This window comes from Streptomyces sp. NPDC000134 (assembly GCF_042899225.1).
In the GTDB taxonomy this organism is placed as follows: Bacteria; Actinomycetota; Actinomycetes; order Streptomycetales; family Streptomycetaceae; genus Streptomyces.
Genome location: NZ_JBIAZN010000043.1, coordinates 1 through 14518, shown reverse-complemented (window position 1 = coordinate 14518; position 14518 = coordinate 1). Strand labels below are relative to the sequence as shown.

Genomic DNA, 14518 nt, shown 5'->3' with positions numbered 1-14518 from the left:
TACTGGGCCCACCACGCACGCGCCACCGTCCGCTACGCCGACGGCATCCAGACATTGGCCGACCACGGCGTCACCACGTATCTGGAACTCGGCCCGGACGGCACGCTGTCCGCGATGGGCCGGGACTGCCTCGGCTCCGGTGCGGAGAGCCGGGCGGTGTTCGTGCCCGCGCTGCGCCGCGACGGCGACGAGGTGCGCGCGGTCCTCACGGCGCTGGCCGTCTGCCACACCCGGGGCGTACCGATCGACCGGTCCGCGCTGCTGGGCCGGACCGACGCCGGCCCGGCCGACCTGCCGACCTACCGGTTCCAGCGGGAGACCTACTGGCTGACGGCGGACGGCGCGGCGGTCGGCGACGTGACGGCGGCGGGCCTGGAGAAAGCCGGACACCCGTTGCTGGGCGCGGTGGTGGAGGTGCCGGAGTCGGAGGAGGTGCTGTTCACGTCCCGGCTGTCCCTGGCCACCCACCCGTGGCTGGCCGACCACGTCGCGGCCGGAGCGGTACTGCTGCCCGGCGCGGCCTTCGTGGAACTGGCGTTGCGCGCCGGTGACGAGGTCGGCTGCGGCGCGGTCGAGGAGTTGGTGATGGAGACCCCGCTGCCGCTGGCCGAGGGCACCGGGGTGCGACTGCGGGTGAGCGTGGGGGCGGCCGGGGAGGACGGCCGGCGCACGGTACGGATGCACTCACGGGCCGAGGACGCGGGCGCCGCGTGGGTCCGCCACGTCTCCGGGACGCTGCGTCCGGTGTCCGCGCCGGAGACGACACCGGCTACCACACCGGGTACGACGCCGGAGGCGGTGGACCTGTCGGTGTGGCCGCCGGCGGGTGCCGTCGCCGTGGACCCGGCGGAGGTGGCGGCACTGTACGACGGGCTGGAGCAGGCCGGGTACCGCTACGGGCCGGTGTTCCAGGGGGTGCGGGCCGCCTGGCGCGCGGACGGCGCGGTGTACGCCGAGGTGGCCCTGCCCGACGATCACGAGGACCGGGCGGCGGCCTTCGGACTGCACCCGGCGCTGCTCGACGCCGCCCTGCACGCGGCAGACTTCCAGCACCGCGCCGACCGCACCGGCGCGCACACGGCACTGCCCTACGTGTGGCGTGACGTCACCCTGCACGCCGCGGGTGCCACGGCCGTGCGGGTACGGGTGGTCCCGACCGGCGGGGACAGCATGACCCTGCACCTGGCCGACGGGACCGGTGCCCCCGTCGCGTCCGTGGGCTCGATGGTGTCCCGCCCGGTCGAGCCCGCGCGGTTCGCCGGCGGTCCGGCCGCCGAGCACCTGCTGCGCCCGGACTGGGAGGAGACGACGCCGGTGGCACCGTCCGCCCCGGACGGCGTCACGGAGTCCGTGACGGTGCCGGTCGGCACGGCGGCGGACGTCCGCGCACTGGCCGCACGCGGCGGCGGCCCCACCGGCACGCTGACGGTCGAACTGACGGAACCCGGCGCCCTGCGCGACCTGACCGGCCGCCTGCTGGCCGTCGTCCAGGCGTGGTCGGCCGAACCGGTCCTGGACGGCACGCGGCTGGCCGTGATCACCAGGGGCGCGGTGGCCGTGGCACCGGGAGAGGACGTCGACCCCGCGCTCGGCGCCCTGTGGGGTCTGGCCGGGACCGCGCAGTCGGAGAACGCCGGACGCGTCGCCCTGGTCGACATCGACGACGCGCCGTCCTCGCGCACGGCACTGAGCACGCTCGTACCCGCCCTGTTCGCGGCCGACGAGACCCAGGCCGCGGTCCGCGAGGGGCGGTGCTTCCTGCGCCGGCTGGTGCGCGCCCAGACGCCGGGTGAGGCACCCGTGACCCGCGGCACACCGCTCGGCGACGGCACGGTGCTCGTCACGGGCGGCACGGGGTCGCTCGGCGCGGTGGTGGCCCGGCACCTGGTGCGTACGCACGGAGCGCGCAGCCTCGTCCTGGCCAGCCGGAGCGGACCCACCGCGCCCGGCGCGGCCGAACTGGCGGCGGAACTGGAGGCGGCCGGGGCTCGCGTCCACGTGCTCGCCTGCGACGTCGGGGACCGGGAAGCCGTGGCCGGCCTGCTGGCCGGGGTACCGGCCGACGCGCCGCTGACGGCGGTGGTGCACACGGCCGGCGTACTGGACGACGGCGTACTGACGGCGCTGGCACCGGACCGGATGGACACGGTGCTGCGCCCGAAGGCGGACGGCGCCCGCCACCTCCACGAACTGACCGCCGGCCTGGACCTCTCCGCCTTCGTCCTCTTCTCCTCCGCGGCCGGCACCTTCGGCAGCTCGGGGCAGGGCAACTACGCGGCCGCCAACGCCTATCTGGACGCCCTGGCACAGCACCGCGCCGCCCGGGGACTCCCGGCGCTCTCCCTCGGCTGGGGCATGTGGGCCCAGAACGCAGGCATGACCGCCGGGCTCGACGCCGCCGACCGCCGCAGGCTCGCCCGCGACGGCATGACACCGCTGTCGGCGGCCGAGGGCATGGAGCTGTTCGACGCCGCACTGCGCGGCGGCACACCCGTGCTGCTCCCCATGAAGCTGGACGCGGGCGCCCTGCGTGCCCAGGCCGCCGGCGGACCGGTCCCCCCGCTGCTGCGCGGTCTGGTCCCCCGGCCCCGGCGCGAGCGGCAACGGGCCGGGCGGGCACCGGCCGACGGAGCGGACGCGCTCAGCACCCGGCTGGCCGGCGTGGGCGCCGTCGACCGGCAGGCGATCCTCCTCGACCTGGTCCGGCAGGAAGCGGCCCACGTCCTCGGTCACACCTCCGCCGGGCGCATCGGCCACGGGGCTGCCTTCACCGACATCGGCTTCGACTCGCTCACGGTGATCGAACTGCGCGACCGGCTCCTCGCCCGCACCGGGCTGCGTCTCCCCGCCACCTTCGCCTTCGACTTCCCGACACCCGTGGCGCTCGCCGACCACCTGAACACCCTGCTGGACACGGGCACCGCGGAGGACCCGCTGCTGAGCGAGCTGGCACGGCTGGAGGACCTGGTGGCGGCCCGCCCGGCCGACCGTGCCAAGGACACCGTCGCCGCCGCCCGGCTCCGGGTGCTGGCGGCCCGGCTCAGCACCGTCGCCCCCGGACCGGCCGGCGGCACCGACAGCATCCAGACGACGCTCGACACGGCGTCGGTCGACGACGTCCTGGCCTTCATCGACGAGGAGTTCGGGATCGTCGACCCGTCGGACCCCAGCCGCGCCCACGAGTGAAGAGGAAGGTGACCCCCGGTGGACAATGACGAGAAACTGGTCCGGTATCTGAAGCGGGTGACCGCCGACCTGCACGAGACCCGGCAGCGGCTCGACCGGATCGAGGCCGAGCGTACGGAGCCCGTCGCCATCGTCGGCATGGCCTGCAAGCTGCCGGGCGGCGTGACGTCGCCCGAGGACCTGTGGAACCTGGTGGCGGCCGGTGGCGACGCCGTCGGCGCCTTCCCCGAGGACCGCGACTGGGATCTGGACCACCTCTTCGACCCGGACCCCGACCATCCCGGCACCAGTTACGTCCGTGAGGGCGGTTTCCTGAATGACGCGGGCGGCTTCGACGCGGGCTTCTTCGGCATCTCCCCGCGTGAGGCGCTGGCCATGGACCCGCAGCAGCGGCTGCTCCTGGAGACGTCCTGGGAGGCGTTCGAACGGGCCGGCATCGACCCGACCGCCCTGCGCGGCGAGAACGTCGGCGTCTACTTCGGCACCCTCAACCAGGATTACGTCACCGATGTCGACGCGGTCCCCGACGGTGTCGAGGGCTATCTGATGACGGGCAGCTCGGCGAGTGTGCTCACCGGCCGGGTGTCGTACGTGCTCGGCTTCGAGGGCCCCGCCGTGACCGTCGACACGGCGTGCTCGTCCTCCCTGGTGTGCCTGCACCTGGCGGCCCAGGCCCTCCGGTCGGGCGAGTGCTCCATGGCCCTGGTGGGCGGCGCCACCGTCATGTCGACGCCCAGCGTCTTCGTCGGATTCTCCCGGCAGCGCGGCATGGCCGAGGACGGCCGGTGCAAGGCGTACGGCGCGGCGGCGGACGGCACGGGCTGGGCGGAGGGCGTGGGTGTGCTGCTGGTGGAGCGCCTGTCGGACGCGGAACGGCTGGGACACCGGGTCCTGGCGGTGGTGCGTGGCAGCGCGGTCAACCAGGACGGCGCCTCCAACGGCCTCACCGCACCCAACGGCCCCTCCCAGCAACGCGTCATCCAGGACGCCCTGGCCGCCGCCCGCCTCGCCCCCTCGGACATCGACGCGGTCGAAGGCCACGGCACCGGCACTCGGCTCGGCGATCCGATCGAGGTGCAGGCCCTGCTGGCGACCTACGGGCAGGACCGCGAACGGCCCCTGTGGCTGGGCTCGCTGAAGTCGAACATCGGGCACGCGCAGGCCGCCGCCGGAGTAGCCGGCGTCATCAAGATGGTCATGGCCATGCGACACGGAGTGCTGCCGCGCACCCTGCACGTCGACACCCCCAGCCCTCAGGTGGACTGGTCCGCGGGCGCGGTGGAACTGCTGACCGAAGAACGCGAATGGCCGCAGACAGGGCGCCCGAGACGAGCCGGAGTATCGAGCTTCGGCGTGAGCGGCACCAACGCCCACGTCATCCTGGAACACGTTCCCAAACCCCCCGACACCCCCAGCCCCCACCTCGACGGCCCCCTGCCCCTGCTCATCTCCGCAGCCGACGACCAGGGCACCCGCGCCCAGGCACGACAACTGGCCGAGTTCATACGCACACACCCCGAGCTGGATGTGGGTGCGATCGCCGCGGGACTGATGCACGGCCGGGCAGCATTGCCGGACCGCGCGGTAGTGGTAGCCGAGGACCGCGCCGAAGCACTCGCCGGACTCCAGGACGTGGCTGATGGCGCCAACAGCGGCCGGGCAGACGTACAGGGACGCACAGTGTTCGTCTTCCCCGGCCAGGGCACGCAATGGACCGGCATGGGCGCCGAACTGGCCGGCACCTCCCCCGTCTTCGCCCAGGCACTCCACGAATGCGCCGCCGTCATGGACCCACTGACCGGCTGGTCCCTCCTCGACACCATCCACACACAACAGCCCCTGGACCGGGTCGACGTCATCCAACCCGTCTCCTTCGCCGTCATGATCGCCCTGGCACGCATGTGGCAGACAGCAGGCGTCCAGCCCTCAGCGGTCATCGGACACTCCCAGGGCGAGATCGCCGCAGCCCACATAGCCGGCGCCCTGTCCCTGGCCGACGCCGCCAAAGTCGTCGTCCTGCGCAGCCAGGCCATCGCCGCCCACCTCTCCGGCCACGGCGGCATGATGTCCCTCGCCCTCACCCCACACCAAGCCGAAGAACTCACCGCCCCCTGGAACGACCGCATCCAGACAGCCGCCCTCAACGGACCCGACTCCGTCGTCGTCGCGGGCGAACCACAAGCCCTCACCGAACTCGCCGCCACCTGCGACCAGACCGGCATCCGCGCCCGCACCATCGACGTCGACTACGCCTCCCACACCACCCACGTCGAAACCATCCAGGAACACCTCACCCACACCCTCGCCGACATCACCCCCACCACCTCCCACACCCCCTTCCTCTCCACCGTCGAAACCGACTGGCTCGACACCACCCACCTCGACGCCACCTACTGGTACCGCAACCTCCGCAACACCGTCCGCTTCGCCCCCGCCATCCACCACCTCCTCACCCACGGCTACACCACCTACATCGAAATCAGCGCCCACCCCGTCCTCACCACCAGCATCGAAGCCACAGCCGAAGCCACAGCCGAACACACCAACCCCGGCCCCCTCCTCATCACCGGCACCCTCCGCCGCAACCACGGCGACATCCGACAACTCCTCACCTCCCTCGGCCACGCATGGACCCGCGGCCTCCCCATCAACTGGACCACCCACCTCAACCACACCACCGACACCGACACCGACACACCCCCACACACCGCCCACCACCTCCCCACCTACCCCTTCCAACACCAGCGGTATTGGCTGGGCCGGGGCGCAGGCGCGGCTGACGCCACGGCGCTCGGGCTGGCGCGGGCCGAGCATCCGCTGCTGGGCGCTGTGACGGAGCTGCCCGGGTCCGGCGGTGTGCTGTTCACCTCGCGGCTGTCGTTGCGTACGCATCCGTGGCTGGCGGACCACGCGGCGGCGGGGACGGTGCTGTTGCCGGGGGCGGCCTTCGTGGAGCTGGCCGTGCGGGCCGGGGACGAGGTCGGCTGCGGTGCCGTCGAGGAACTGGTGGTGGAGGCGCCGCTGCCGCTCCCTGAGCACGAGGGCGTGCAGGTGCGGGTGACCGTGGACGCGCCGGACGGGTCCGGGCGCCGTCAGGTGTCGGTGCACTCACGCCGTCAGGAGGCGGCCTGGGTGCGGCACGTCAGCGGCACGCTGAGCCCGGAGAGCGGCCCGGCCGGCGGCGGCGCCGAGCCGGACGCACAGGACCTGACGCGGTGGCCGCCCGCCGGAGCGGTACCGGTCCCGGAGGACCGGGTGCGCGGCGTCTACGAGGAGCTGGCGGCGGACGGATACGGGTACGGTCCCGCCTTCCGGGGCCTGCGCGCGGCGTGGAAGCGGGGCGACGACATCTACGCGGAGGTCGCCCTGCCCGAGGAACTGACCGCCGAGGCGGCCGCGTTCGGTCTGCACCCCGCGCTGCTCGACACGGCCCTGCACGCCACCGCCTTCCGCGACCGCACCGGCGCTGACACCGGCCCCGCGCTGCCCTTCGCCTACCGAGGGGTGTCGCTGCACGCTTCGGGCGCGTCGGCACTGCGGGTACGGATCACGCCTTCCGGGAAGGACGGGGTGGGTATCCGTCTGGCCGACCCGAGCGGCGCGCCCGTCGCGGTGATCGAGTCGCTGGTGTCGCGGCCGGTGCCGACGGGCGGGCCGGACGCCGTCGGCGCCGGCGGGCGGACGCCGCTGGAGCACATGTTCCTCGTGGGCTGGGAGGAGTCGCGGATCGCTCCCGCCGCCCCCGTGGAGACGGTCTCCGTGCGGACCGCGGAGGACGTGACGCGAGTGACCGGACCGTCGGCGGTCCTGCTGTACGAACCCGAGGGCACCGACGTGCACCACGTCACCCACCGCACCCTGGAGGTGCTCCAGGCGTGGCTCGGCGCACCCGCGCTGGAGCGGACCCGCCTGGTGGTGCTGACCAGGGGTGCCGTGAGCGTGCGGGACGGTGACCGGCTGAACCCGGCGGTGGCCGCGGCGTGGGGCCTCGTGGGCACAGCGCAGTCGGAGCACCCCGGCCGCGTCCTGCTCCTCGACACGGACACCACGGCGGCCTCCGCCGACACGCTCCCCGCCCTGCTGGCCGCCCTGCTCGACGGCGACGAACCACAGCTCGCCCTGCGTGACGGGGTCTGCCACCAGCGGCGTCTCACCCGGGCCGGCGCCGACGAGGTACTGACGGCACCGGCGGGTGAACCCGCGTGGGAGCTGGGCACGCGGGCCCCGGGCACGCTGGACGGCCTGGCCCTCCTGCCGGCGCCGGAGGCACGGGCGGCACTGCCTCCTGGGCACGTCCGGATCGAGACGCGCGCCGCGGGCCTCAACTTCCGTGACGTACTGATGGCGCTGGGCATGTACCCGGGTGAGATCAGCATCGGCAACGAAGGCGCCGGTGTGGTCACGGAGGTCGGTCCGGGCGTCACCCGTTTCGCCCCGGGCGACCGGGTCATGGGCCTCTTCGAGGGCGCGGGCGGCCCCGTGGCCGTAGCCGACTGCCGCACCCTCGCCCCCATGCCGAGGGGCTGGTCCTTCGAACAGGCGGCCTCGGTGCCCTGCGTCTACCTCACCGCCTGGTTCGGGCTGCGGGACCTGGCGGGGCTGGAGCGCGGCGAGTCGGTGCTGATCCACGCCGCCGCCGGTGGTGTCGGCATGGCCGCCGTGCAGCTCGCCCGGTACTGGGGCGCCGAGGTCTACGGCACCGCCAGTCCGGCCAAGTGGGACGCGGCGCACGCCGCCGGCGTACCCGACGGCCGGCTCGCCAACTCCCGCACCCTGGACTTCGAGCGGCAGTTCCTCGACCTGACCGGCGGACGGGGCTTCGACGTCGTCCTGGACGCGCTCGCCGGTGACTTCGTGGACGCCTCGCTGCGCCTGCTGCCCAGGGGCGGCCGGTTCATCGAGATGGGCAAGACCGACATCCGTGACGCCACCGAGGTCGGTGCCCGGCACCCCGGCGTCACCTACCGGGCCTTCGACCTGGCCGAGGCGGGCGGTGAACGCATCGAGCGGATGCTGAGCGAGCTGGTCGCCCTCTTCGACCAGGGCGTTCTGACCCCGCCGCCGCTCACCACCTGGGACATCCGGCACGCTCCGGCCGCGTTCCGGTTCATGAGCCAGGGCCGGCACATCGGCAAGAACGTGTTCACGCTGCCGCGCCGGCCCGACCCGCGGGGCACCGTTCTCGTCACCGGTGGTACCGGAGCACTCGGCAAGGTTGCGGCCCGGCGCCTGGTGACCGAGCACGGCGTACGCAACCTGCTGCTGGCCAGCCGCAGCGGCCCCCGGGCCGACGGCGCCGCCGAGCTGGAACGCGAACTGACCGCCCTCGGGGCGAGGGTCCGCATCGCCGCCTGCGACGTATCCGACCGGGACGCCGTGGCCGCCCTGCTGTCGACCGTCTCCCCGGACGCCCCGCTGAACGGTGTGGTGCACAGTGCCGGTGCCCTGGACGACGGCGTACTCACCGCCCTGACCGCCGAACGACTGGACACCGTCCTCGCCTCCAAGGCCGACGCCGCACGGCACCTGCACGAACTGACCCGGCACTTGGACCTGGCACTGTTCGTCCTGTTCTCCTCGGCCGCCGGCACGCTCGGCAGTTCCGGGCAGGGCGGCTATGTCGCCGCCAACGCCTACCTGGACGCTTTCGCCCACCAGCGCCGAGCCGAGGGGCTTTCCGCTGTCTCGCTGGCCTGGGGTCTGTGGACACAGGGCTCGGGGACCGGCCTGACCGGTCATCTCACCGCCGCCGACCAGCAGCGGATGGCACGCGGCGGAGTCATCGGACTGTCGGAGGACGAGGGTGCGGCACTGTTCGACACCGCGCTGCGCCTGCCCCAGCCGGTGCTGCTGCCGATGAGACTGGACTTCGGCGCGCTGCGGGCGCAGGCCGCCACGGGGCCGGTGCCGCCGCTGCTGCGCGGCCTGGTCCGGCAGCCCCGGCGTACGGCGGGCACGGCCGCCGACGTCGGTGCCTTCACCCAGCGCCTCGGCCGTGTCACCGCCGAGGAACAGGGACAGCTCCTGCTCGGCCTGGTCCGGGAGGAGGCCGCCCGGGTACTGGGCCACGCCACCGCCCACGCCATCGGCCCCGATCTCGCCTTCAAGGAGCTGGGCTTCGACTCCCTCACGGCGGTCGAACTGCGCAACCGGCTCGCCAACCACACCGGGGTCCGTCTGCCGACCACCCTCGTCTTCGACTATCCGACGCCCGACGCCCTCGTGCGTCACCTGCGCGCGGCACTGGGCCTGGACGACACCCCCGCTCCCGCCGCGTCGGACAGCGAGAGGGACCTGCGCCGCGTCCTGGCCAGGACACCGCTGAGCCGCCTGCGGGAACTGGGCGTCCTCGACGCCCTCATGACGCTCACCGAGGAAGGGGAAGCGGACGCGGCGGAAGTCCCGGCGCGGGGACGGGAGACGGCGATAGCCGACATGGGCGTCGACGACCTGGTGCAACGCGCCATGAGCAAGGCCGGTAAGTGATGACGATGGGGAAGAAGGCGGAGACCGGGATGACCACTCCCGACGCGAAGGTCGTCGAAGCGCTGCGTGTCACGCTCATGGAGAACGAGCGGCTGGAACGGGAGAACGCCGACATCCGCCGAGGGCTGTCGGAACCCGTCGCGATCGTGAGCATGGCCTGCCGCCTGCCGGGCGGCGTGACCTCTCCGGAGGAGCTGTGGAACCTCGTCGCCACCGGCGGTGACGCCATCGGTGACTTCCCGACCGACCGGGGCTGGGACCTGGACAGCCTCTTCGACCCGGACCCCGACCACCCCGGCACCAGTTACGTCCGCCAGGGCGGTTTCCTGCATGACGCGGGCGGTTTCGACGCGGCCTTCTTCGGCATCTCCCCGCGCGAGGCCCTGGCCATGGACCCGCAGCAGCGGCTCATGCTGGAGACCTCCTGGGAGGTTCTCGAACGGGCCGGCATCGACCCGACCGCCCTGCGCGGTAAGGACGTCGGTGTCTTCACCGGCGTCACTTACCACAGTTACGGCTCCGCAGCCCGCGTCCCCGAGGAACTCGAGGCCGTCATGGGCACGGGCACCTCGGCCAGCGTCCTGTCCGGCCGCGTCTCCTACGTGCTCGGCTTCGAGGGCCCCGCGGTGACGGTGGACACGGCGTGCTCGTCGTCGCTGGTCGCCCTGCACCTGGCCGTCCAGGCGCTGCGGGCCGGGGAGTGCTCGATGGCACTCGCCGGCGGCGTCACCGTCATGGCCAATCCCGGCGTCTTCGTCGGCTTCTCCCGGCAGCGCGGTCTGTCGGCCGACGGCCGGTGCAAGGCGTTCGCCGCGGCGGCGGACGGCACCGGCTTCTCCGAGGGCGTGGGTGTGCTGCTGGTGGAGCGCCTGTCGGACGCGGAACGGCTGGGACACCGGGTCCTGGCGGTGGTGCGCGGCAGCGCGGTCAACCAGGACGGCGCCTCCAACGGCCTCACCGCACCCAACGGCCCCTCCCAGCAACGCGTCATCCACCGGGCACTGGCCGGCGCGGGCCTGACCCCGGCCGAAGTGGACACGGTGGAAGCACACGGCACCGGCACGGCACTGGGCGACCCCATCGAAGCCCAAGCCCTGCTGGCCACCTACGGGCAGGACCGCGAACGGCCCCTGTGGCTGGGCTCGCTGAAGTCGAACATCGGCCACGCGCAGGCCGCCGCCGGAGTGGCCGGCGTCATCAAAATGGTCATGGCCATGCGACACGGAGTGCTGCCCCGGACGCTGCACGTGGACGCGCCGTCGACACAGGTGGACTGGTCGGCGGGCGCGGTGGAACTGCTGACCGAAGAACGCGAATGGCCGGAGACAGGGCGCCCGAGACGAGCAGGCGTGTCGGGCTTCGGCGTGAGCGGCACCAACGCCCACATCATCCTGGAGGAAGTGGCGGAAGAACCGGTCGCGGTACCCGGGCCGGAAGGTGTGGTGCCGCTGGTGGTGTCGGGACGTGGCGGAGCGGGACTGCGGGCGCAGGCACGGCAGTTGGCCGAGTTCATACGCACACACCCCGAGCTGGATGTGGGTGCGATCGCCGCGGGACTGATGCACGGCCGGGCAGCATTGCCGGACCGCGCGGTAGTGGTGGCCGAGGACCGCACCGAAGCACTCACCGGACTCCAGGACGTGGCCGACGGCACCAACAGCGGCCGGGCAGACGTACAAGGACGCACAGTGTTCGTCTTCCCCGGCCAGGGCACACAATGGACCGGCATGGGCGCCGAACTGGCCGGCACCTCACCCGTCTTCGCCCAGGCACTCCACGAATGCGCCGCCGTCATGGACCCACTGACCGGCTGGTCCCTCCTCGACACCATCCACACACAACAGCCCCTGGACCGGGTCGACATCATCCAACCCGTCTCCTTCGCCGTCATGATCGCCCTGGCACGCATGTGGCAGACGGCAGGCGTCCAGCCCTCAGCAGTCATCGGACACTCCCAGGGCGAGATCGCCGCAGCCCACATAGCCGGCGCCCTGTCCCTGGCAGACGCCGCCAAAGTCGTCGTCCTGCGCAGCCAGGCCATCGCCGCCCACCTCTCCGGCCACGGCGGCATGATGTCCCTCGCCCTCACCCCAGCCCAAGCCCAGGAACTCACCGCCCCCTGGAACGACCGCATCCAGACAGCCGCCCTCAACGGACCCGACTCCGTCGTCGTCGCAGGCGAACCACAAGCCCTCACCGAACTCGCCGCCACCTGCGAGCAGACCGGCATCCGCGCACGCACCATCGACGTCGACTACGCCTCCCACACCACCCACGTCGAAACCATCCAGGAACACCTCACCCACACCCTCGCCGACATCACCCCCACCACCTCCCACACCCCCTTCCTCTCCACCGTCGAAACCGACTGGCTCGACACCACCCACCTCGACGCCACCTACTGGTACCGCAACCTCCGCAACACCGTCCACTTCGCCCCCGCCATCCACCACCTCCTCACCCACGGCTACACCACCTACATCGAAATCAGCGCCCACCCCGTCCTCACCACCAGCATCGAAGCCACAGCCGAAGCCACAGCCGAAGCCACCGACCCCGGCCCCCTCCTCATCACCGGCACCCTCCGCCGCCACCACGGCGACATCCGACAACTCCTCACCTCCCTCGGCCACGCATGGACCCGCGGCCTCCCCATCAACTGGACCACCCACCTCAACCACACCACCGACACCGACACACCCCCACACACCGCCCACCACCTCCCCACCTACCCCTTCCAACACCAGCACTACTGGCTCAGAAGCGCCCCAGCGACCGACGCCGTGGGTTCAGTGGCCGACCATCTGCCGGGCCTCGCGGAACCGTCGTCGGACACCGGTGTCCTCACCGCCGACCTTGCCGGGCAGCCCGCACCGGAACAGGAACGCATCCTGCTGGCCACCGTCCGCCGGGAGACCGCGGCCGTCCTGGGGTTCTCCTCGCCGGACGACATCGAACCGGACATGGTGTTCAACCAGATCGGCTTCGACTCGGCCACCGCCGTACAACTGCGCAACCGTCTCAACGCCCTTACCGGCCGCACTCTGCCGACCACCCTCCTCTTCGACTACCCGACACCACAGGTCCTCACCGCCTTCCTGCTGGAAGAGCTGGTCGACGACCTGCCGGCGCCCGCGGCCGCGGTGCCGGCGGCCGTCCCGGCGACGACGGACGAGCCGATAGCCATCGTCGGCATGGCGTGCAGGCTGCCGGGTGGTGTGACCACGCCCGAGGAACTGTGGGACCTCGTACTCGACGGCCGTGACGGCATCAGCGACTTCCCGACGGACCGGGGCTGGGACCTGGACTCCCTCTTCCACCCCGACCCGGACCACACCGGCACCAGCTACGCCGAGCAAGGCGGCTTCCTGCACGACGCGGGTGAGTTCGACGCCGGGTTCTTCGGCATCTCGCCCCGCGAGGCCCTGGCCATCGACCCGCAGCAGCGGCTCATGCTGGAGACGTCGTGGGAGGCGCTGGAGCGGGCCGGTCTGGACCCCACCGCCCTGCGCGGCAAGGACGTCGGTGTCTTCTCCGGCGTGACCTACCACAACTACGGGTCGGGCGTGGAACCCGTGCCCGCCGAGCTGGAGGGCATGCTCGGTCTCGGCGCCTCGGCCAGCGTGCTGTCGGGCCGGGTGTCGTACGCGCTCGGCTTCGAGGGCCCGTCGGTCGCCGTGGACACCGCTTGCTCCTCCTCTCTCGTGGCACTGCACCTGGCCGCGCAGGCCCTGCGGGCGGGAGAGTGCTCGATCGCGCTGGCCGGCGGGGTCACGGTGATGCCGACGCCCGGCATCTTCATAGCCTTCTCCCGGCAACGCGGCATGTCGGCCGACGGCCGCTGCAAGTCCTTCGCGGCGGCTGCCGACGGCACGGGCTGGGCCGAGGGCGTGGGCGTGCTGGCGTTGGAACGGCTCTCGGACGCCCGGCGCAACGGCCACCGGGTTTTGGCGGTGGTGCGGGGCTCGGCCGTCAACCAGGACGGTGCCTCCAACGGCCTGACCGCCCCCAACGGCCCCTCCCAGCAGCGGGTGATCCGGCGGGCGCTGGCACAGGCCGGGCTGACCCCGGGTGACGTGGACGCGGTCGAGGCGCACGGCACCGGCACGGCACTGGGCGACCCCATCGAAGCCCAAGCCGTCCTGGCCACCTACGGCCAGGACCGCGAACGCCCGCTGCTGCTCGGATCGCTGAAGTCCAACATCGGACACGCCCAGGCCGCCGCGGGCGTGGCCGGCGTCATCAAGACGGTACTGGCCCTCCAGCACGGCATCCTGCCGCGCACCCTGCACGTCGACGCCCCCACCCCGCAGGTCGACTGGTCGGCCGGCGCGGTGGAACTGCTGACGGAACAGCGGGAGTGGCCCGAGACCGGACGGCCCCGACGGGCGGGTGTCTCCGCGTTCGGCGTCAGCGGCACCAACGCCCACGTCATCCTCGAACAGGCGGAGCCCGCCGCCGTCGATACGACATCGACCTGGCCGAAGGACGTTCCGGTACCCCTGCCGCTGTCCGGCCGCGGTACGACGGCCCTGCGCGCGCAGGCGCAGCGGTTGCTGTCCTTCCTCGTGCGGCGACCCGAACTGGACCTGTCCGAGCTGGGTGCCGCGCTGGCCCTGGGCCGGGCCGCGCTGCCGGACCGCGCGGTCGTCCTGGCCGCCGACCGCAACGAGGCACTCACCGGCCTGGACGCCGTCGCACGAGGCGAAACAGCACCCGGCGTCACCACAGGCACCGCGACACGCGGACGACTGGCCGTGCTCTTCACCGGCCAGGGCTCCCAACGCATCGGCATGGGACGCGAACTGTACGAAACCTTCCCCGCCTACCGCGAAGCGTTCGACGA

3 protein-coding genes are annotated in these 14518 nt (G+C 72.8%); all 3 read left to right on the top strand.

Going from position 1 to position 14518, the window contains the following annotated elements; all coding sequences use genetic code 11:
• Positions 1–3186 (top strand): type I polyketide synthase (locus tag ACFY32_RS33855; RefSeq protein ID WP_390676340.1); only part of this gene is annotated, 3186 nt, incomplete at its 5' end.
• Between the two features lie 18 nt (positions 3187–3204).
• Positions 3205–9672 (top strand): SDR family NAD(P)-dependent oxidoreductase, encoded by a 6468-nt coding sequence (locus ACFY32_RS33850; protein ID WP_390676339.1) that lies wholly within the window; start codon positions 3205–3207, stop codon positions 9670–9672.
• On the top strand, positions 9669–14518 hold a 4850-nt coding region (locus ACFY32_RS33845), incomplete at its 3' end, for a beta-ketoacyl synthase N-terminal-like domain-containing protein (RefSeq protein ID WP_390676338.1). The genes ACFY32_RS33850 and ACFY32_RS33845, both read left to right, overlap by 4 nt.